This window comes from Corynebacterium gottingense (assembly GCF_007559235.1).
In the GTDB taxonomy this organism is placed as follows: Bacteria; Actinomycetota; Actinomycetes; order Mycobacteriales; family Mycobacteriaceae; genus Corynebacterium; species Corynebacterium gottingense.
In genome coordinates this window covers 17,091-39,038 of the sequence record NZ_VMHH01000008.1, presented here as the reverse complement: position 1 = coordinate 39,038, position 21,948 = coordinate 17,091, and the positions used below count along the sequence as shown (strand labels likewise).

Genomic DNA, 21,948 nt, shown 5'->3' with positions numbered 1-21,948 from the left:
CCAACACGCAGTGCCACGCAACAAGCGATCGAAGTATGAAGAGAAACTCTCGATTGAAAACTGGAATGCCATCTACATCACGGCAATCGGTATTCTTGCGGGTTTGGTCATCGAGTACGTGATCAATTGGGGGTTCACCTTCGCATCAGAAGAGTCCTCCGTGTCTAGATGGGAGCCACTGCTTTCCGCAGGTATCTGGGCGCTCATCATCGTAATATTGGCGCTTTTGCTTCTTTCGGGAACGGGGAAGAAAAAGAAGCTTGCCGAAGAAATGGGCACCGTCTATTACCTACGCGCCCATCCTCAGAGCACGCTGGCGTGGCACGCGTTCCAGGCTAATCAGCTAATTAGCGACGCACTGGACTTCAAAGCTATTAACCGCGTCACCCCGTCAGTTGATGAAAATCAAACACTGTACGACCTGTCAGAGATTGGAACCTCCATCTCACGTGAGCTAGAACAGCAGACAAACGCGGACAACGAGCACTCCCGCTTCCAGATAGCACCGGACTTGCCCTGGCCATTGGCGTTTCGGCTTGGGCATCAGTGGTTTCCACGCAAGCGTGTTGAGATGCGCGAAATGACTCCGGCTGATCCAACCAAGCTCGTCCACTGGGACTACACAACGCTCGCGGTGGAACACGCTGAGAACACCAGTACTACAACGAGTAGCGAGTTGAAAGCCCGCGTGACCGAGCAACATGGGAACGGTTCAGAAACAATCAGGGAGACGAACTTCCCTTGCACCGCTTTGACCACGGACAATGTGGACCATGAGCCGAAGAGGGTGAAACTACATGTTCAGACAGGGCTAAATGCAGGTGTGAACAATGTTGATACCCCGCCAGTAGGCGAAGCAGCACCGTATGACGTCGTCCGGATTGTCGGGCTAAAGCAGGTCAACGGTTCAGATGACCAGGGTGCCGCCGACGCAGTAGCGTTACGGGAAGACAACGCCGAGAAGCCGGACATACCGCAGGTCGATGGCCTCGAACTCTCGCGCACGGTTGCTTACGCGGTGGCACAAGCGCTCACCGACTTCCCGAACGCAACCATCGATGTGGTCCTGCGTGTACCCAAAACGGTAGCGTTCGCCGCAGGCATGGCGATCACCGAAATCGAGGCGCGCAACGGCGACGACACAGGAACCAACAGGAGCACCGACTACTGGTCACGCCTTCGGTTACTGCACTTTGCAAACGAGCAGTTCTACTGGCTGATTGCACATGAGTTGGAGAGGGAAAACGTCGAAAAATATGCACTCGCTCACGGTGAGCAAGGAGACAAACATGGAGAAGCATAACGGCGAGGCGAGCAACCTGTTCTGGGTGCTGCTTGAAACAGGGTCGAACCAGAAATACATTTTCTCGACGACGAAGCAGCGCCTGCAGGTGGCGGCCTCAGCAGCTATTTGGTCGCTTGGCTACGAGTGGGTCGAGGAAGCCGCTCAGGGGGCAGCGCGGAGGCACGGTTGCGAGTACCTGTCGGACCCCACAGAGATCGAGCAACGCTTTGGCGCTGAAGTCGGGGAGCAGGCCCAGTACGGGCGCACCGTTGCACACATTGTGAAAGCATCCGGCAAAGCGTACCTGCTGGTACCAACTCGGCAGATCGGTGAAGAAATCATCCACGCCATCACACGTAAGGCAATGATGGACGGCACGGGAATTGACGTGTGGGGCGTCGTTTCCAAGCCAATCGCTGCCAACCTGGAAGACGCAGCGCAATGCCTGCGCGAGGCAACGCTGCAGCTTGAAGCGCAGCGCTACAAGCGCACTGGCCCCAGCGCGGCAAACCCGGCTACCCCGTTCCATGCGCGGTGCGACTATAGCAACGAAGTCGCGACCATGGCGGCGAAGGAAACGCGCCACGACGCACGCCTGTACCTGCGCAGCGCGAAAACCAACTACCTCTTCGGGCAGGCAGGGGAGGCCCGACGCAGGCTGGAGGACGCGCTCCTCGCAGGAGGCGGCGAGGGTCTCGAGCGAGCGCTACTACGAATGACGGAACTCGACCGGGGCATCAACGCGTCTTCCTGGGTCGGGGTGATCCATGCCGACGGCAATGGCGTCGGCAAGATCTTCCGCAACCTCGCGGACGTCAAAGCGAAGAACGCCGACAACCCCAGCGGGGCAGGGCGCGAATTCATCATCGCACAGGCAAAGCTGTCCCGCGGGCTGGAAGCAATCACGTGGGACGCATTCCGGCAGGCCGTACAGCAGGTAGCCGCGGACCACGAGAACTCAGTGCTACCAATCCTCATCGGTGGCGACGACGTCGTCGTGATGGTCAGTGGCGCGATCGCCTACGACTTCGCTGTGGCGCTCACGCGACAGTTCCAGGCGGTGGCGACAGACCCGAACAACGCGCACGCAGCGGAGTTTCAGCACATGTTCCGGGAGATTCGGGAGGTGCTTGGCGCCGATACGAGCACCCCGGCGAGCCAGAACGCGGAGCAGCTCTCGATGGCTGCGGGTGTGCTCCTGACCAAGATCAAGCACCCGTTCCACCACAGCGTCACCGTCGCGGAGGAGCTTACGTCGTTCGCGAAGGCGCGTACGCGCGCCGAGTCGTCGGTTGCCGTGCACGTACTCTACGAGCCCTCGCTGCGCCCCTTGGACACCCTGCGTGACGACGCCGCCATTGAAGGCCAATGCTTCAACATGCAACCCATCGTGGTCGATAGCGAAGCGTCTGGCATGGGCACCACGGAAGAATTCGAAGCCATGCTGCGCACCGTCCGCGGCGCGAACCACGCAGCAGCGGACGCGCCAAGCCGTGGCGTACTCCAAATGTTCCGCGAAGCGTTGACTGAAGCACCAACCGTTAACGACGCATGTGAGGCCCTCAAATCAGCGAAGCACCGCGCATCAGAGCTCGGGCAACAGGACAAGCTCGGCCTGCTCCGCGCAATCAAGGTGGATACCTCCAAGTCAGAGGCAAACCTGTACACGGCGGAATCTCCGACCACGTTCATTACTGCGCTCGAAGTAGCGGCCGTCCTGGAAGCAGAAGAAGAGGTAGAGCGATGAAACAACTCACCATCCCCGTCACCGCGGAAGCGCTGTCCGACTGGAGCATCCGGGCAGGACACGGCCTTTCAAAGGGCATCGACTCCGCAGTGGTACGCGACGCCGCCGGCTTGCCCTACATTCCAGCGAAAACACTGATCGGACTCCTGCGCGAACGCGCCGAACAGTTAGCCGACAGCTTCACAGTAGGCGACAGCGCCGTGTGGCACGAGTGGGTCACCTTCCTGTTCGGCAGCCAGCCCGACCGCGGCGAAGGCGGACGCCAACGCCCTGTCTCAGCCGCGCTTCACGCAACGCCGCTCCGACTTACTGATGCCCTCGACGGCGAAGCAATCGCAGCGTCCCTGGGCATTACCCACCAGGAACTGCAACGCTCCGTGACGGTGCAACGCAAATCCGTCAAAATCAACGCCCACACTGGCACCGCCGCGGACGGCAGCTTACGCAGCGAAGAGCGCGCCCGCGCCGGGCAAGTCCTTCACGGGACCCTGACCGTCAACTTCGTCGCGGAAGTCGATGCCACTATGGAGCGGCTGTGGCCGATGTGGGTCCTCCTCGCGAGCACGAAGCGCCTGCTGCGCAGTGTCGGAGGCAAGCGTCGCCGCGGTGCAGGTGAGTTCGAGTTCACGTTTGACGCGCCAGAGCTCGAGCTTTCGCAACTCAAGCGGTATGTCGGCCCCAACGGGTTTACTACTAACATTCCTGCACCGCCAACCGGCGTGACCACGTCCAACGATAGGGGTGCAGCGGCACTACTCGCGGAAGATTCGTGGTTTACGGCCAGGATCCGCACCATCACCCCGCTTATCGTGGGCCCGACGAAGCGGGGGACCGTCGTCACCTCGGCAACGTACATTCCCGGCGCGACACTCCTCGGTCTGATGCAGCGCACCCTCGGGTGGGAGCGCGCCGCCGTGTTCCAGGGCGACGTGCTGGTGACCAACGCGTACCCGTCCAGCGCCGGCACGGTCGGGGTGCCGTGGCCCGCCGCGCTCACGCGCAAGAAGGATGCGGATCATCCCACCCTGACTAACAAGCTTGAGCCGCACGTCTTCGACCCCAAACTGAAACCGCTCAGCGACGCCTACTTCGTCGACCGCGGGGACGGCACCGGATCAGCGATCCGTATCGACCACGTCTCCCGTACGCACGTTTCCCTCGAACCCGGCCGCGACCCGGAGTTGTACGAATACCGTGCAGTGCCGGCCGGAACCGAGTTCGTAGCGCATATTTTCTGCGCCGCGGGGACCCGTACGCGGCTGCCGGAGGGGCATGCTGTTGAGACCAGGATCGGCAGTTCCAGGAAGGACGACTACGGCCTTGTGAGCGTCACGATTGATCGCAATGGCACCGCGCCGTGCCCACCTCCAGGTGCTCCGGTCTCCGAGTTCACGCTTTCGCTGGTGTCGGATGCGCTCCTGGTTGGGGAGACTGGTGACTTCTCTCCGACCCCAGACCAGCTACTGCTGGAGCTCGAGCGCGTACTCGGGCTGGAGGCAGGCACGCTGCGTGTGCAGGAAGCTCCACGCGAAGACGGAGCGTTCGCCCTCACCCAGATCACGAGCGTCGCGCGCCACGAATCCTGGCACACCAAGTGGGGCCTTCCACGCCCAAGCCTGATTGGGCTCGCAGCCGGTAGCGTATTCCGCATCGCCTCAAGCCAGGAGATTTCCCCAGAGCAATTCCTCCGCCTCCAGCGGGGAATCGGCGTGCGGACCACAGAAGGCTTCGGCCAGGTGGTTGTCAGCCCGCGCTATCTCACGCGTCCCGCGTTGGAACTGATACCACTCGACGCGCAACAGCACTCAGCACCAGAAATCGATAGCGCACTGCGAGTAGCCATTACCCAGGATGTCCTGGATCAGCGGGTGGGCTCGTACCAGTTGCCACCCGAGTTGATTGCAACGGAGATCAGCAACACGCAGCTGAATAAGTTGCGTTCCTTGGCGGAGAATATGGCGTCGCAAGACGGGCAGGAGGCCATCGGCAGCTGGTTCAGGAAGCAGGACTCGAATGACTTCTTCACATCCATGAAACACCTGCTGAGTCTTCCAACCACCGTTGAAAGCTGCCACACGCAGCTGAAACAGGTTGGCGGACCGCTGCTGGAGTCACTGTGGGACCCGACACTGGAGAAAGAGAAACGCGACACCATCATCTCGGACATGGTGCAGGCGCTCATCATGCAACTTGTGAAGCGGAGCCTGCGCGAGAAGAAGGAGGCAAGCTAATGGTTTCAACTCTGGAGCTAGAAGGACAGCTCAAGGTAATCACGCCACTGCACATCGGTGCTGCTGACGAGGGTGATCTTGTTGATGAAGAACTCATGCGCGACGGCCAGAGACGAATCCTCATGCCAGGTACGTCCCTTACCGGTGTGCTTCGCTCTCTGCTCAAAGAAGACGAGCTGTGGGGCGAGTCCGAAGGAGACTTCACAACCAGCGTGCTCACCGTATGCGATGCGTGGGCGGAGGCACCACCCGTTATTGAGACCCGCACAATGAATTCTATCGACCGGCGTACCGGAGGCGTTGCAGCCCACCATCTGCATTCCCGCGAGCACGTCTTGCCGGATGCCACCTTCCGGTTCCGCTGCTACGCGGACTGCACACCGGAAACCAGCGAGCGCGTCGAGCAACTCATGCTTGCTATCAAAAGCTTGCTCACGAAGCCGGGCATCAAGATCGGTAAAGGAACCTCTACCGGCAATGGCCACATCCAGCTCACTACCTCCACGCTGAGAAAACGAGACTTCACCCCAGCCAGCCTCCTCGAAGCGCTCAACGGTGGCACTGCCGTTGACGAACCTCGTGGCGCCACCACCGCCACATACTCCTCGGACACGGTCACCATCACCATCCCTTTCGAAGCGGAAGGGGCACTGTTTGTGGGTCAAACACGCGACGGCACCGCGATCGATACCGTGCCACTGACTAGAACAGTTGGGGAAAAGGTGCACTTTCTTCTCCCGGGCAGCTCCATCAAGGGGGTGTTCCGCAGCCGAGCGGAATTCATCGCCCGCACCGTCACTGGTGCCGACGTACCAGAGCGGTTCCTGGACCAGCTGTCTCAGACTGGGCTTCCACAAATCGCGGACCTGTTCGGCTCCTCACACGCCGAATCCGCGAACCGAGGCGCCCTCACGTTTCACGATGTCATCTCAACGACTAGCGTGAACAAGCAGGAGTACCAGCGTGTCATCAGTATGACGAAGAATCAGCAGCCGGCGGAAGACGACGAACGCTCCCGCGAAACACTCAAGCTCGTCGACACCATCAACGCACAGCTCAAACCCGATTTCCTCGACATAGCCGTGCGCAATTCAGTGGACAGGTTCTCCGGCAACACCGTCGCGGGCGCGCTGTTCAGCACGCTCGAACCGCACGTTTCCTGGAATGCGGTTTCCATCACGCTCGACCTTCAGCTGCTCAGCGAACTAGCAGACGGCGACCAAACGCGCATCGATGCCTCCTACGCGCTTCTCACGTTCCTGCTCATCGACCTTGTCGAAGGCGCAATGCGGTTCGGCGCGAACACCACGCGGGGCAGTGGCGGCATCGTCACTCACCCTGAGCACATCACAATCATCTGTCCCGAGGGAGAATGCAGCCTCAACGACTTCCTCTACGGCACGGACTTCGTTGAATGCCGCGAACGCATCGCGATGAACTGGGGTCTCGTCCTTGAAGAACTGGAAGAAGCAACTCATGCATAACATCGGCGCTGCACAAGCAGCAGAGCAAGCTCACGCTGCCGGGTGCGAAATCGGGTTCGTCTACACGCCGGAGGCAGCCTACTTCGTGCGTTTCGACGCCCCCTCCGCAGCCTGGCGGCGCTACCTCGACGGCGAAGCCCCCGCCACGTGGGACTCCGTGTTCGAAGCCGTCTTCTTCGGCAACGACGCCCAATTGCGGTGGCGCCATGAAGCAAATGGAGTCGGCACCGCGTATACGCAGCACGCATCTGCACACCACAGCGATAGCATCGAGCAGCAGCACCTGTTGTGGGGCAGCGTCATTGACGGCAGCCAGAGCCCACACTGGTCGCTGTGTGCAGAGCCCCGCATCGGTACTTACGCCGTGCCACTCGGTGGCCTGGACGCCGGGCAACGAGTCTGCCTGATCGAAGTGACGAACATCAGCACGGATGAGTTTGGGAACTGCTTCCCTGGCGCCTCGCGCATCGACGATCTCGCATGCGCTACCGCTAACCGCTCAGAAACCGCTCAGAAATAAGGAGCAACGAATCATGAGTAAGAAACACGGCCCTAAATTCATCAACCCGTATAACTTTGTCTCGCTTCTCCCCCGGGACACTGCCACGAACCCTTTTCCTGACAGCAGGCCAGCACCCCACGGAAAGGCATCCGGCATCTCTGGCACCGTAACTATCGAGCTGACCACCCTCACACCGCTCCTGCTGCCTGCGGAGGATCGCTATTCAGGCAACACCAAAGGCACACGGGTCGACGGTCTAGACAAGCCGTTGATGCTCGGCTCAAGCCTCAAAGGGGCACTCCGCGCGGCGTATGAGGCGATCACGAACTCGCGTTACGGCACGTTCGACGTTGCCACGCACAGCAGCGTAGGTTCGCAACGGCAAGAGTCAAAACAGGGCTCGAACGTCGTGCCGTGCATCGTAGAGTCGGTCGACGCTTCCCGGGAAAGTGCGACCTTCAGGATTCTTAACAAAGAGTGCGCCGCAAAGCTTCCCAAACGACTCGGGGATGTTTCTCTCGACATGCAGAGAACCCGTGCGGTGGTCAGCCACAGCGAGAAATCATCAAGGTACACAGTCCAGCGCTTGGTTCCATCCGGGGCTAAAGCAGATGAGGTAGACCTTGCTAGTAATGAATCGCTTGTTGAAGGCATTGTCCACTGGACAGGAAGCGAGATTCGCGGGAAGAAGAACGAGCGGCTCTTCATCACCGGCGTACTCAAGTCAACGTCGGATCACCTCGAAAACATCCTCGCCAGGAGTGCAAACTACACCAAAAAGGATTTGGTCAAGGACTGGGACGACCTCATTCATTCCTACCGGATGGCAGCGGAAGAGTTTGAGAAAACCAATGATGGCACTGGCGCTCGCCCCGGCACATACGCTGACCCAAAGTACGCAAAGAATTGGGAACTCCAGCCGGGCCGAACTGCCTGGTTCGACCCGGACTCAGAGCTGCTCTCACCCTCCATGATCGGAAGGACCCTTTTCGACGCCTCTCCGTGGAAACTCATCGAGAACACCAGCCACAGGCCGGCGACAACGCTCGACGAGTTGTCCGCCGCAGACCGCGTGTTCGGGTGGGTTCCGCGCGAGAACACCTCGACGACTGCCCACCGTGCGCAGCTAAGTATCGGAAGCGTGCAATACCGCAGTTGCGCAAATGGTTCGAATCCGGTGGTGCACTTTAGCCAGCCACTTGACCTGGCAGTACTCAACGGTGGCAAGACAAATAGCGCAGGGTTCTACGCTACAAACAGCTATAGACAAGGCTCTTCTCTGCGCGGCCGCAAGTTTTACGTTGCGCATCAGGGACGCTTTGTAACCAAGAATCAGGACAAGTACTGGGATGACCCGTTGACAAAGAAGTCTAAGCGAGAATTCCTCCTTCCCGAGGCCAGCGACGGCAAAGACCAGTCCAATGTGGCTATTGCAATCAGTAGTTGGGTGAACTATGGCGTCACCTTCCGGTGCCAGTTGCAGCTCCACAACGTTGCGCACAACGATGCCGCTGCCCTGCTCTGGTTGCTCGATATCAGCAACAACACTATTCAGTTCAAACAACCCGGTATAGGCTCAGAGCCTGTACTGCTGTTAGGACTAGGCAAACCCCTCGGATTCGGCGCCACCAGGTGCAAAATCGTGGCATCAGATCTCCGCGACGACGAGGACACAACCAATCGGTACAGCATGGATGCGCTTTTCGAGCCACGCCCGCTACGCGTCCACTCGGCCGACGCGGATAGCGAGACCTCCGCACACGTGGAAGAACTCAAACAGCATTTCACTCAGTTCTTCGACGGCGACAACGCCGACCCCTCAATCCGGCAGGCTGTGCGCGAGTTCTACCTCATGGTGGCGGGCTTTGGTAAGAACACTCGGATCCACTACCCGCGACTCACCAACGAATCGAGAGGCAAGCAGTACGAGTGGTGGCAGAAGTCCACTGACGCCACACTGCCGATGCTGAATTGGGAATCCGGCGAAGCACCGTTCCTGGAATACCCACCACAGTAGAAGGCACCACCGATGATGAAAATCCTGAACTTCACACCACACGCAGTTCACTTTTTGGGCGATGGCGTAAACGGTTGCCATGATGATGTCGTATTGACCCTCCCTGCAACGGACGCAGCAGCCCGGGTGTCAGAAGCAGTCACGCCGGCTGATGCTCTGCACGCTGACGGCGTTGCTATCCCTACCGCGCAGGTCAGCTACACCGAGCAGGTAGAGAACCTGCCTGACTATTGCGCAGGCACCATCTTGATTGTGTCGCAACTGATTTGTCAGGCGCTCCCGCATCGGGACGATCTCTATTTCCCTTACCCAGTCGCACGCAACGAACGCAATGAAATTATCGGCTGTAGAGGGTTAGCGAGGCTCGTATGATCGTCAATGCTTGGGACCTGCTGCTCGGCAACGTGGACGCGCGCTCAGTGAAACTCGCCCACGTCCACGCAGCCGTATCACGCTTGCTGGACCAGCAACACTGGCAACGCGCAAAACCGTGGTCCATAGGCATGCTGCAGGAGGAACAACCAGGTGTTGCGTCGCTACGGGTTACTACTATCGGCGACGAGGCCACCGACCGCTTCCTTGAGCAAGCCTTTCCGGGGCAAACGCTCCAGATCGGGAAGCAACAGGCGCAGGTGTTGTTTGAGCCCGCTCGTATTTTCTCGAAGAGCGAGGAAGACCTGCGAGCAATCACGCCTTGGAGGCGGATTACTGTCGTGTTCCGTACACCCACAACGTTCCGCACCGGTAGCAAAACCACACCATTGGCGGACCCGGCGCGACTGCTGAATTCGATGACGCACCGCTGGGCGGACGTGTTCGGCAGCCCACTTCTTCCGAAAGAGACGTTTACAGCAGAGAAGCAGAATATCCTGGCCAATAGTCGGGTAACTGATATTGATGGGCGAAACCGTGTATTCACCCTCGGGAAGAAGGTTACGGTGTCAGGATTCGAAGGCACCATGACCTACGAGTTCGATGCGATCCTTGCCGCCCAGACGTTCAGTTCGCTCTTCGGTCTCGCGTTGCTTACCGGGTTGGGGTCCTACACCACCCGTGGCTTGGGCGTGATCGACTTGGATGCAGAAAAGTAGCCGACGTTGCCAGCTCCGCTCATCGAATCTGTCGCCGATCCTTCCAATCTTTGGGATGCTTGGGGGGGTCGACGTACGCAGAAATGCTGCCGGGGAGCGGCACCATTCACGCGCAATTGACGCGTTCCAAGATGCAGCAACAGAAAGGATTGCTGAACTCCATGAGCAGCTGCTAAGCGGCGAATACCAGCCCAAGCCGTTCCATCGGTTCTATATGGCTAAAGATGACGGAGGCACTCGAAAGCTGTCGGTTTCTTCTGTTCGGGACCGCGTTGTCGAGCGGTCGGTCGTCGAACAGTGCGCCCCGTTTACAGACCGTGGGGTGGATGCCGCTGCCCACGCATACCGCCCAGGACGTGGGGTGTTTACGGCGACCGCAGACATCGTCGAATACCGAGACAGCGGACTTGACTGGTGTGCACGTATGGACATCGACGACTGCTTCGACCACATCCCCCGCGAATATGCCCTCAAGGTTTTCCTTTCTCTGCTTCCCGACAACTCACTCGACGAACTCCTTCATAAGCTGGTCGTGCGGCCAGTTGCAGGGGAAGCACTCAGCAACGTGGGCATCCCGCAAGGGTGTGCACTCTCACCACTTCTGTTAAACCTTGCTCTCCGCGCCTTCGATCGCAAACTGCAAGAACGGGGCTACGTCCTCGTCAGATATTCCGATGACATGGCAGTATTCGGACACACAAAATCCGAAATGCTCGACGCCATCACCTACGCCACACAACTCTTAGGAAGACAGGGCATGACGCTCAACAGCGAAGACAGCGAAATTATGAACTTCAAGTCTGGGTTTACCTTCCTCGGCGAAGAATTCGGACCAAAGCACCCCAGTACCGCTGAAGTAAACGAGTACGAGGAAGCCCCAAAGAAAACGCTTTACGTGGCAAAACAAGGCTCCTACGTGCACACGGATAAGGGACGCATCAGAATCAGCGACGGCAAACGCCACGAGCTGCTCAGCGTACCGAAAACCCATGTCGGAGCAATCGTCTGTTTCGGCTCCATCGGGGTTTCCGCCGGTGTGAGATCCCACGCGCTCTACACCGGGTTACCCATCACGTTCTTGTCACGCCGCGGATCCTTCATGGGACGCTTGCAGAGTGCTTCCTCAGCAGCCAACGTTGAGCGCCTCCAGCTGCAAATTGCGGCCAGCACCGACGAAGAGTTCTGCCTCGCACTTGCACGGGAGTTGCTTTCTTCGAAGCTGAGCCATCAGCTCACGCTGCTCCGGCGACATTCCAGCGTAGCGAATGCCAGAGCAGTAAAAGATTCTATCAAAGACATCGTCGAAGCACGTCAGCAGCTTACCGACGCCTCTTCAATTGAGGCTCTCATGAGCCTTGAAGGCATCGCCGCCCGCAATTACTTCCACGCCTACGGGCTGCTCTTCCCCGAACCACTGCGTTTCGACGGCCGGTCCCGCCGCCCACCCCGCGACGTTGTCAACGCTGCACTCGGGTACGGCTATGCCGTTCTTGCTTCGGAAGCGACTGCGGCTGCTGCAGCCGCCGGATTGGAACCGGCGTGCGGCATTATGCACGCATCGAGCAATGCGCGTCGGAGGCCAAGCTTGGCTCTCGATCTCATGGAAGAGTTCCGCCCCTACGTCGTAGATAGTGTAGTCCTCCAACTTGCCAAGTGGGGCTCGCTCACACCTGACCACGGGTGCCCAGACAGCGATCGGCCAGGCGGAATACTCCTGACTAAGAAAGGGAAACAGGTCCTGCTGAAAGAATACGAACGGCGCATGCTCCAAGTCCGTTCGAGTGCGCTGGATAACTTCAAAGGCAGCACGCGCCGTACCCTCTACCGGCAGGCCGAGTGCGTCATGCGCGCAATTGAGGAACACGACCCGACACTCTTCACAGGATTTACATGGCGATGAAGTATCTCGTTTGCTACGACATCTCCCACAACCGGCGCCGCTCCAAAGTGTCTGCTCGCTTGCAAGCCATCGGCGAGCGCATCCAAGAATCTGTCTTCATCGTCCACGCCACCACCCCTGACACCTCCTGGCAGCAAGAAATCCTCGACCTATGCAACCTGGATGTTGACCGCATCCTTTTCTTACCCGTATGCAAGTCCTGCTACGCTGCTATCGGATCCCATGGCCAAATGGACCTCGAAGACGGCCAGCAGGGGTGGTTCATCATCTAGGAAAACACGGCAGGAGTGTGAACAGGCGTGACCAGGCAATATGCTTCTTTTTTAACTCGTCTTGCCTCCCATCCATATGCCAAATGCCCGGTGTGTGAACGCGCCTCCAATCGATGCTGGTCACAGGCTACGAAAATCTGGTAGGGTTCGAAGCTGAGTCTCGCTGTTTAGCGAATTGAAACGCGTCGAAGGTCATTGGGATCTGCTCACCTTCAGGTTCGAAGCTGAGTCTCGCTGTTTAGCGAATTGAAACATAATTACTACAGGGTGCATGGAACTTTCCTTTCTGGTTCGAAGCTGAGTCTCGCTGTTTAGCGAATTGAAACTGGTCACCAGAGGCAATGGCCTGGTCGATTCGTGTTCGAAGCTGAGTCTCGCTGTTTAGCGAATTGAAACGAATTCGACACGGTCGTCGGCGTACTTATTGTTATGTTCGAAGCTGAGTCTCGCTGTTTAGCGAATTGAAACCTTAGGACAGTGTTGCATCACAGCGCTGTACTTAGTTCGAAGCTGAGTCTCGCTGTTTAGCGAATTGAAACCAGGTGAGGTCGCAAGGACGGTTTTCTTGCCTTGCGTTCGAAGCTGAGTCTCGCTGTTTAGCGAATTGAAACGCAACGACGAATCCGACAATGAGGGTGAGGACGAGTTCGAAGCTGAGTCTCGCTGTTTAGCGAGTTGAAACTAGTCGAACACGGTCTTGTTACCAGCAAGCTGTGCCGGGTTCGAAGCTGAGTCTCGCTGTTTAGCGAATTGAAACGACTTTCCATTAGAATGAGCGATGAACTTCGGATCAGTTCGAAGCTGAGTCTCGCTGTTTAGCGAATCGAAACTCATCATCTTCGTATCTCTCCTTTTTTGATGACGTTCGAAGCTGAGTCTCACTGTTTAGTGAATTGAAATGTATCCCCACATGTAAAGCATGGTGCTTGCATGGCGTTCGAAGCTGAATCTCGCCGATTCGTCGGGAGACCTCAATCAGCAATCCCCCAAGAATGTCCGGCGCGGTAGCTAATATTTATATGTGTCTGAAAACCGTATAGCCCGAAAACAGGACTTAGCCGAGCTTCTCAACGCTGTCCTCACGACTGATACCGTGGTTGACCAGCTGCGGAGCGCCTCAAACATTCTCGCTCGTGCCATCAGCGACCTCAGGAAACCCTACCTCGCCCGAGTCGAGGAGCCGCAGTTTATTGTGGCGGATCTGTACATCGGCACGCGTGGGTTTGGAGTGCTCGACCAGCTTTTCAAACGTTTGCTCGAAGCGACGGAAGGTTCTGAGGAGCAGGCGAAAGGGCTCATCGATAGGCACCCGATGGTGGTGCTTGCTGCGCTGGTCCACCACGCGTTGATAAGCGGCGATGCATCATTCTGGGACAGTTTCCTGCACAAATTTAATTTGGACGAAGATCACTGGCTTCCTCAGTTGACGCGTGATCGGCTGCATTCCTGGCTCACGAGGACACGGCTCGCCCCGTTTAATGACGTTTCTTTTCGGGGACGTGATTACGTCGCAAAGATTTACTTGCATGCTGGAATCTCAGCGAAGGATGCGCAGACCGTCGTTGAGCTGATTCAAACACTCCATGGCGATGGGATGAAGTTCGGGGACGCTCACCAGTTCGCGCAGTATGTGCACGGCGAGGCGGTCCGGCGCGATCTCCCGTTCACACTCCAGAACCTGCTGAAATACAGTGGCGAACGCGCCATCAACATTCTTGAGCGCTTCTACGAACTCGCAGAGTTCTCGCGTTCAACCCCTGGCTGGGAAGACGCTTTCGAGCCGGGCTATACCGCTTCTCTACCTGAACCTGCGTTCACCACGGTTGTCGATCTGCTCGCCGGCCGCGAACTGGTAACTCAAGAAGAGCCAATTGCTGCGAGGGCTGCTAAGCAGAGTGCCGCCCCAACGATTCACGTTGATCTGGAAAACGGGGTGATTGAGTTCGTTATCCCCGCTGTACCGGCAATGGAAGATGTCGACGCCCACGAAATCAAGCACGCCTTCCTTTTTGACTCCCGACGCATCGAAATCTCCCAGCCGCGGGACTACACCACGCTCGGGTTCCAGGAAGTCCGCGTCCCAATCAGCGAACAAACTCGGAACATTTATGGCATCCGCGGTGGCAGCATCAAGAAGATCGCTCAGGTTTTAGATCCCGACCGGCCATTTCTGTTTCTCCGTCAAAGCGGACAGCCCCGGAGAAATCAGAAAGAGTTGACCGGTTCTTCCGCATACATCCTGATGCCTGGCAGCGCGAAGCTTTCGAGCAACCACCCGGAAATCTCCTCTATACCCGTCGATGGCTGGCACGGGTGGCGTATTCGCCATCTTCGTCTGCGCAATGAGCCTCTCAATATTCGTATCGGCTCGAAGCAGCACACGGTCCCGGTGAATCGCATTCGGACCCCGCAAACAGACTTCGCGGCCGTTGCACTCGAGCATGTTGTTGGGCTGAATCACCACCCGGTACTGCACACCATCCCATCAATTACCCTGCCCGATGACGGCGCAACCTGGACAATCAAGTGTACTCACCGCGTAAATGGCACCCCCGGCGCTGAGGACTACGAAGTCTACGAGTACGAAGTGGATGAGTACGGCACACCAATTCCGCTACTCGACGCCTGCGACGACCCTTGGGTCGGCGTATTCGACTACAGCATTTTCCGGAACGGAAGCCTGAACGAGACCTGCACCATCAATATCGCCGAGGGGCTGAAGGCCTCACTCACGTACCAATCCGCAGAGTCCCTTCCATACCGGATCCTCATCCCCAAGCCCGGGAAGAACTTTTCCTCAGGTGGCACGCTCAGCCCGGCGTTTGTAACGTTTGACGACGCAACACGCTCTGGCCTCCGGCTTCCTCCAGCCAACAAGCGCACAACACACAACGGCGCACCGAAGACGTTCCGAGTATCTAACGCAGCAGCCTCAGACACGTACTTCCTTGACGTCCAGGTCAACGCTCCGGCCATGGCATTCCGCATCCCCACAGTAGACCGTGCCAATGTATGGCGCTCCGAGCCGCTCACGTTCAACATCGACGACGTGGAGACGACCGGATTATTCGAGCTTCGCTTCCCAGAACCGGCCTTTGAAGTCAGCGCGCACATTATAGAAATGAAGGCAGACACGCACCGCGTTCTCCGTAGCATCAGCCTAAGCTCCAGCTATAAGAAACACCGCTGGCAGACAAGCATGACCAGCCTTAACGCCGGTTTGGAGGGTGGTCGGACCTACGTACTCGCGGTGAGCTGGTACAAGGAGACCGAATACGATGCGTACGTTCGCCAGAACCCGAATCGCCGCGGCAAATTCCGGCCCGGGGAAGTTGAACGAACAAATGTCTTCGCTCCCATCGCGCGGCTCTCACGCGCAAAACTGCTCAAAAACGTGGAGGTAGACGGTGCCGAAGCGGTACTGACAACAGGACGAACAGCTGAACGGGGAATCGACCTCCGCGCATGGCTCCTGTTCGAACCCGAAGCACCCGCACACGAGCTCAAGGTGCAGGGAAACACGGCTCAACTTCCGGAAACGTTGCTCGGGAAAGGCCCACTCATCTTCGACGCGAAAGAAAAGGCCTTCCTATCTACATGGGCATCCCCGTTCCCATCGCGGCAGGCGTTCGTTGTGGACGACGGGACCGTGAACAGCTTTGTCGGCCCCCTTAGCGCAGATATCTGGCTCTACCAGCCAGTGCCCAAAAACGCGCTGCTCCCGGGTGAGCTTAAGAAGGTGTGGGAAACACGGAGGAAATTCCACCACGTCATCAGCACGTACAGTGATTCGATGTTGGACTTCAATGAGGCCACACAGCTCCACCTTCGCCACGACCCACGCGCCTCACTGGAGGTACTCGACGCGACATCGCTGTCTCAGAATGAACAGGTTGCAATGCTGCTCGCCACCAGGCTGATATATGACAGTTTCGCCTCACCAGAAACCAGCGGTCCATTCCACCCGGCTCCATGGATCGCGGTACTCCAGGAAATGAACGACCTATGCACCCTCTATGAACGCACCGCCACCCCGGAAACACTACAAGAAATAGAGGCCTCACAGGCTTTCCTGAAAGACACCGGCAAAGTGGCCTTCGACCTGCTCTATCGGCAAGGAAACCCCTCCCAGATCTTCCAAGACACCAATCGGGAACTACAACAACTTCCAGTCATTCCTGCGGAACGGTTAGCACGCCTCGATGAGCTACTCAACGTGGTTGCGCTCGACCACGCAGTGCTGGACGTTGCTGCGCGCATGATTGCCCATGCCGAACTCATCCGTGCACATGCACCACTGGACAGGATCTCGGACATTGCCACACTCTTCAAGGAGCTTCAGGGGGTGGAATACCTCATCGGTAATAAAGCCAGCCCTGCTCTCTACCCCGCAATCACCACTCTGAACACGAACGGTGCACAAAGCAACGACCTGTGGTCAAAAGTCCCCTATGTGTCGTTGGTGTCCATGCTGCTACTCCGCATGACCGCGCACGAACTGATCAAACCTATCCCGTTCCTCACTGAACACCTCGACACCCTTGCCGAGCTGGCGCTCCACGCACCAAAACTCTTCATCTTCGACCTCGTCTACGCGGAGGCAGTCACGCTCTCCCTCACCAATAAGGACCTATCACTATGAGCAGCATCTTTGACCAAGTTTTCCAATCTGCATCGACGCCGGTTAACACCGAAGGAAAGCGTCGAGAAGCAATGGTGCACGAGGCGAACGCCACCTCGCAGCACAACATTGACCCCGTAGAAGCTGCCTCCTCCATCAAAGATGACTACTACCGCTACCTGCGAACCCTGTTGCGCATGCGGCAACCAGACATCGCCGCGGCATTCGCTGAAACCTTGCGCAATGACGCCTCCCTGGCGAAAGGCCCTATCCTCGAGCTGACACCGGCGTATGCCCCCGGCAAGACGGCCAACCAACTCATCGACGAAGGCGTCCTCGCACCCGGATTCCGAGACCTCTCAGGCAGCTTCGACCTCGAGCGTCCCCTATACGAGCACCAGGAACACGCGCTACGCAAAGCGCAAGCCGGCAACAACATCATCGTCTCCACCGGTACTGGCTCCGGTAAAACCGAGAGCTTCCTGCTGCCCATCATCAGCGAGCTCCTTCGCCAGAGAGACGCCGGCAAGCTCGGTCCTGGCGTGCGTGCGTTATTGCTCTACCCCATGAACGCACTCGCGAATGACCAGGTCAAGAGGCTGCGCTCGCTTCTCGCGGATATCCCTGACATCACGTTCGGACGCTACACAGGCGACACCAAAACGACGCGAAAGGAGGCGCTCGAATACTACAAAGTCGTCGAAGGCCACGACGCCGAACCCATCCCAAATGAGCTCCTCTCGCGTGAAGAAATGCAGGAAACCCCACCGCACATCCTGTTGACGAACTACGCCATGCTCGAGTACCTGCTCCTGCGACCACGAGATACCGCCCTTTTCGACGGCGCACACGCCAACAACTGGCAGTTTATCGTGATCGACGAAGCACACGTCTACGCAGGTGCCCAAGGAAGTGAAGTTGCCATGCTGCTGCGCCGCGTACGCGACCGTGTCTCACGCGACACGCCGCTGCAGTGCATCGCCACCTCAGCATCGCTCGAAGGCGGAGACGAGCGCGTCACCGAGTTCGGCTCCGAACTCTTCGGGGCGCCGTTCAAATCCGAAAACGTCATCTACGCCACCAAAGTCACCCACCCCACCGAGGCCACCTGGTCACTCACCCCCGAGCTTCTCGACGCCCCCTACGACACCGGCGAATGCCGCACTGCCGTGTACAACCAGGCCGAAGTAACAGCCACCAACGAATACGAAGCCCTGCAACGAGAACAGCACGTAGTACAACTACGAGAACTACTGACCCAAGGCAGCCAACCCCTCGAAGACCTCGCCCGAGAGCTCTGGCCAGACCTCGAACTGCGTCAGGCGATGCACCGCGTGCACAACATTGTTCTGTTGGCAGGATCAATCACGCAATCCCAGCCACAGGGAACCCCTGTGCTCTCTGCGCGCTACCACATGTTTATCCGCGCAACCGAAGGCGCGTTCCTCTCCTATGCACCCGGGCTGGTTCCGCAGGTCCAAATCCAGCGACACCTTCAGACAGAGGACGGACGGCCCGTCTACGAGATCGGCAGTTGTATCACATGCGGAGCAGTACACATCCGAGCCGAACAAATCGACGGAACGCTCCAACCAACTGCATCCAGCTACAACTCACGCTCCCTGTATTGGGCGGTACTCAACCCAGACGGCGACATCGCCCTTTCCGATGACGACGACCAAGTACTCCAGCCCTCACAAGCAACGGACACGCACGCAGAAGTAAGCAAGCTGCACAGACTATGCATGGCGTGCGGAACCATCAACCACAGCGACGTTACAGCCTGCAGAAACACTACATGCCACAGTAGTGACCTCGCACCGATCCGTCTGCTTCCCAACGATCGCTCCCTTACCTGTATCGTCTGCGGGGGCTCCCGCGAAGGACAGATCCGGCGCCTGCTCACCGACAACAACGCCGCGCCCGCAGTGCTCACCACATCGCTGTTCCAACTCTTGCCGGAATCACGAGATGCCGAAACTCGTGCGCTGATCGGCGGAGGACGCAAGCTGCTCGCGTTCTCCGACTCCCGACAAGCTGCGGCATTCGCCGCACCGTACCTGGAGAACACCTACCAGCGGCTACTCGAACGTCGCATCTTTGTAGAGGCCCTCCGAGCTACAGCCGGTGCGCCTGCTTCCCTCGAGCAGATCACGGCAAAGGCGTGGCAGATCGCACGCGAGAACTCTATCTTCGAGCAAGGGCTGAATACCACTGGGCAGCAACAAACCATACACACAGCACTGTTCGCCGACCTGACCTCCGTCGCGCGACGTCTCTCGCTCGAAGGTCTCGCCCTCGCGAAAGTCCAGGTCAAGAACGAAACGCTCCAGACTATGCCGCTGCTTGACCAGCTGACGACGCTGCTCAGCGAACAGCTTCCAACTCATGAGGCACACGCCGCCGCAACCGCACTACTGAACGTCCTAGTCACCGAAATGCGACACCGCGGCGCCCTTATCGCTTCCGACAAAGTCGACCTTGACGACGACAGGCTCTCGCCAACTCACGGCCAATATTCATTCCGCCTCGAAGGCGGAGGCGACCCAACCAACCGTGTCTACTCCTGGCTCCCCGCAACCGGACGGACGAACCGCCGTGAGCAGTATGTCCGGAAGTTCCTTGCCAAAATCGGCGAGACGGATGGCACCGGAGAACGCGCCGAAATCCTATTGCGCTTCGCATTCGAGGGCCTGCAGGCAGCTAGCATCATAGACCGTCCGAGTGTCAAAGCAGCCGGATACGCCGTTGTCCCCCAACAGTTAGAAGTTCTGCACGGCCAGGACTCAGACTGGTTTGAGTGCGATACCTGCCGTACCGTGACCCCGTTTAACGTGCTCAATCTGTGCACCAACGGTTCCTGCGAGGGAACACTCCGTCCACTGAACACCAGTAGCGACGTTTTCCTGAGCCACCACTACCGCGACCTCGCAGAAAACATGGAGCTCATCCCGCTTCGAGCAAAAGAACACACCGCGCAGTGGACCTCCGAGGTGGCCGCCGCCATCCAACAAGACTTCATCAAGGGCGCCCTCAACGTGCTGAGCTGCTCCACCACCTTCGAACTCGGCGTCGACGTCGGTGATCTGCAGGCCGTGATCCTCCGAAACGTTCCACCACGCACCGCCAACTACGTGCAACGCGCCGGACGCGCGGGGCGTCGGGCCGGCTCCGCCGCGTTCGTGCTCACATATGCCCGGCGCGCCTCACATGACTTCTCCATCTTCACCGATCCACTCACCATGATCGATGGAGAAATGCCTGCACCGTTCATCACCACCGAGAACGTTCGCATCGATGAACGCCACATGTACTCAGTTGCCTTCGCAGCGTTCCTCCGGGACCAGGCTGAGCGCGGACGCGAATGGCACACCATCGGCGACTTCTTCCTCGGCACCGACCTCGTGCCCGAAGGGCTCACGCACCTCGAGGACTACCTCGCAGACCTCCCCAGCGACATCACCGCTGCTTATCGAAGAATCTTCCCGGCTGCCGTGCACGATTCCCTCCGCATTGAATCCAAGGGGTGGATCCAGCCCTACCTCGACCTGTGGAAGAAAGAGTACGACGGTTTCAAACACGACCACAGCACCCTGGTGCAAGCCCGCGATGCGATGAGCGCCGAGCACAACTTCAAAGGTGCCGAAGGCGTCCGCTTCAGCATCAACACACTGGTCAGGCAGAACTTGCTCACGTACCTTCCCCGCGTCAACCTCCTGCCAAAGTACGGGTTCCCAGTAGACACCGTTGAACTCCAAACCACGTTCAGCAACACCGGCAAACAGTTCAATCTGTCTCGAGACCTGCAACTCGCTATCAGCGACTACGCTCCCGGCTCAAGCGTGATCGCCGGAGGTTACGAATGGACCTCCGGAGGTTTACGAACCATTCCAGAACGAGCCGTGCCCAACTATCACTGGGCGCAGTGCCCACACTGTGAACACATCGAAACCTCAACCACCCCACTCGCAGATGGCACCGTATGCTCCCGTTGCGACGCCCCACTGCCAATTCGAAGCGACCGTCAAATGACGCACCCCATCTTTGGGTTCATCGCGCAACGGGCAACGCGCCGTGCCCGGATGGTCCCGCCATCCGGTCGGTGGAACCGCGTCGAGTTCGTCCGAGACTTCGGTGACGTAAACGCCACCAGGACCTACCCCTCCGCAGCGATTGGTGCCCATGCAGAAACCGCATCATGGAAGCGCACCGAGATGGGCATCATGGAGCAGGGACCCCAAAAGCGCGGCTTCAAAATCTGCGAACGCTGCGGCTACGCCACCAACGAAGCCGAGTACCCCAAGCAACACACCAACCCGCGGAACGGGCGCCACTGCACCGGACGGCTAGAAGTGAAAACGCTCGGTCACTTCTTCCAGACGGATATCGCGACAATATCTATCCCCTCATGCCGCGACCACGACTTCGAACCATGGCGAAGTGCACTCTACGCCCTCATCGAAGCATCCTCCGAACTCCTCGAGATCAACAGAGACGACCTCAACGGCACCATCGCGATATGGCAAGACCGACCAACCATGGTCCTCTACGACACCGTGCCCGGCGGTGCCGGAATCAGCCAGAAGATCTTCGAACACATGCCAGAAGTAGCCGCAGCAGCACTGAAGAGAGTGCAGCAATGCAGTTGTGGCATTGACACGTCTTGCTACCAGTGCCTCCGATCCTACTCCAACCAGCGATACCACGAAGAGCTACGCCGCGAAGACGCAATCAACCTCCTCAGTGAACTGGTCCGTGCAACTGGGGGAGAGGCAGCGTGATTACGACCAGCAGTTGC

Annotated in this window: 12 protein-coding genes; all 12 read left to right on the top strand. The window is 58.3% G+C overall.

Features of this window, described 5'->3' with window-relative positions; translation table 11 throughout:
• Nucleotides 1–10 precede the first annotated feature (10 nt).
• The 12 genes from FPH17_RS09190 (at nt 11) to FPH17_RS09135 (ending at nt 21,931) form a co-directional block, all read left to right on the top strand.
• Nucleotides 11–1,303, top strand: coding sequence for a hypothetical protein (locus FPH17_RS09190; RefSeq protein ID WP_154880088.1), 1,293 nt, complete (start codon nt 11–13; stop codon nt 1,301–1,303).
• Nucleotides 1,290–3,032 carry a Cas10/Cmr2 second palm domain-containing protein gene (locus FPH17_RS09185; RefSeq protein WP_154880086.1) on the top strand — a complete coding sequence of 581 codons (1,743 nt, stop codon included), beginning with the start codon at nt 1,290–1,292 and terminating at the stop codon, nt 3,030–3,032. The genes FPH17_RS09190 and FPH17_RS09185 overlap by 14 nt, the downstream gene beginning before the upstream one ends.
• A complete protein-coding gene (locus FPH17_RS09180) occupies nt 3,029–5,263 on the top strand; it encodes an RAMP superfamily CRISPR-associated protein (RefSeq protein ID WP_154880084.1) in 2,235 nt (744 codons plus the stop codon). The genes FPH17_RS09185 and FPH17_RS09180 overlap by 4 nt, the downstream gene beginning before the upstream one ends.
• On the top strand, nt 5,263–6,747 hold the full coding sequence (locus FPH17_RS09175) for an RAMP superfamily CRISPR-associated protein (protein WP_154880082.1): 1,485 nt from the start codon (nt 5,263–5,265) through the stop codon (nt 6,745–6,747). The genes FPH17_RS09180 and FPH17_RS09175 overlap by 1 nt, the downstream gene beginning before the upstream one ends.
• Complete coding sequence (gene csx19 / locus FPH17_RS09170) at nt 6,716–7,267, top strand: type III-D CRISPR-associated protein Csx19 (protein ID WP_154880080.1); 552 nt, start codon at nt 6,716–6,718, stop codon at nt 7,265–7,267. The genes FPH17_RS09175 and csx19 overlap by 32 nt, the downstream gene beginning before the upstream one ends.
• Before the next feature lie 13 nt (nt 7,268–7,280).
• Nucleotides 7,281–9,266 (top strand): RAMP superfamily CRISPR-associated protein, encoded by a 1,986-nt coding sequence (locus FPH17_RS09165; RefSeq protein WP_167496809.1) that lies wholly within the window; start codon nt 7,281–7,283, stop codon nt 9,264–9,266.
• Between the two features lie 12 nt (nt 9,267–9,278).
• Nucleotides 9,279–9,638 (top strand): hypothetical protein, encoded by a 360-nt coding sequence (locus tag FPH17_RS09160; protein WP_154880075.1) that lies wholly within the window; start codon nt 9,279–9,281, stop codon nt 9,636–9,638.
• Nucleotides 9,635–10,357, top strand: a complete 723-nt coding sequence (cas6, locus tag FPH17_RS09155) for a CRISPR system precrRNA processing endoribonuclease RAMP protein Cas6 (protein WP_154880073.1) — start codon at nt 9,635–9,637, stop codon at nt 10,355–10,357. The genes FPH17_RS09160 and cas6 overlap by 4 nt, the downstream gene beginning before the upstream one ends.
• Nucleotides 10,344–12,257 (top strand): CRISPR-associated endonuclease Cas1, encoded by a 1,914-nt coding sequence (gene cas1, locus FPH17_RS09150; RefSeq protein WP_154880072.1) that lies wholly within the window; start codon nt 10,344–10,346, stop codon nt 12,255–12,257. The genes cas6 and cas1 overlap by 14 nt, the downstream gene beginning before the upstream one ends.
• Complete coding sequence (cas2, locus tag FPH17_RS09145; RefSeq protein WP_167496807.1) at nt 12,254–12,529, top strand: CRISPR-associated endonuclease Cas2; 276 nt, start codon at nt 12,254–12,256, stop codon at nt 12,527–12,529. The genes cas1 and cas2 overlap by 4 nt, the downstream gene beginning before the upstream one ends.
• A gap of 1,021 nt (nt 12,530–13,550) precedes the next feature.
• On the top strand, nt 13,551–17,171 hold the full coding sequence (locus FPH17_RS09140; protein ID WP_154880067.1) for a hypothetical protein: 3,621 nt from the start codon (nt 13,551–13,553) through the stop codon (nt 17,169–17,171).
• On the top strand, nt 17,168–21,931 hold the full coding sequence (locus FPH17_RS09135; RefSeq protein WP_154880065.1) for a DEAD/DEAH box helicase: 4,764 nt from the start codon (nt 17,168–17,170) through the stop codon (nt 21,929–21,931). Before FPH17_RS09140 ends, FPH17_RS09135 begins: the two co-directional genes overlap by 4 nt.
• Nucleotides 21,932–21,948 lie beyond the last annotated feature (17 nt).

What these genes read in the sequence shown, in the direction of transcription:
- FPH17_RS09175 (WP_154880082.1), top strand. Translation starts at nt 5,263, where the DNA reads ATGGTTTCAACTCTGGAGCTAGAAGGACAGCTCAAGGTAATCACGCCA.
- cas1 (WP_154880072.1), top strand. Translation starts at nt 10,344, where the DNA reads ATGCAGAAAAGTAGCCGACGTTGCCAGCTCCGCTCATCGAATCTGTCG.
- cas6 (WP_154880073.1), top strand. Translation starts at nt 9,635, where the DNA reads ATGATCGTCAATGCTTGGGACCTGCTGCTCGGCAACGTGGACGCGCGC.
- FPH17_RS09185 (WP_154880086.1), top strand. Translation starts at nt 1,290, where the DNA reads ATGGAGAAGCATAACGGCGAGGCGAGCAACCTGTTCTGGGTGCTGCTT.
- FPH17_RS09180 (WP_154880084.1), top strand. Translation starts at nt 3,029, where the DNA reads ATGAAACAACTCACCATCCCCGTCACCGCGGAAGCGCTGTCCGACTGG.
- FPH17_RS09160 (WP_154880075.1), top strand. Translation starts at nt 9,279, where the DNA reads ATGATGAAAATCCTGAACTTCACACCACACGCAGTTCACTTTTTGGGC.
- FPH17_RS09165 (WP_167496809.1), top strand. Translation starts at nt 7,281, where the DNA reads ATGAGTAAGAAACACGGCCCTAAATTCATCAACCCGTATAACTTTGTC.
- cas2 (WP_167496807.1), top strand. Translation starts at nt 12,254, where the DNA reads ATGAAGTATCTCGTTTGCTACGACATCTCCCACAACCGGCGCCGCTCC.
- FPH17_RS09135 (WP_154880065.1), top strand. Translation starts at nt 17,168, where the DNA reads ATGAGCAGCATCTTTGACCAAGTTTTCCAATCTGCATCGACGCCGGTT.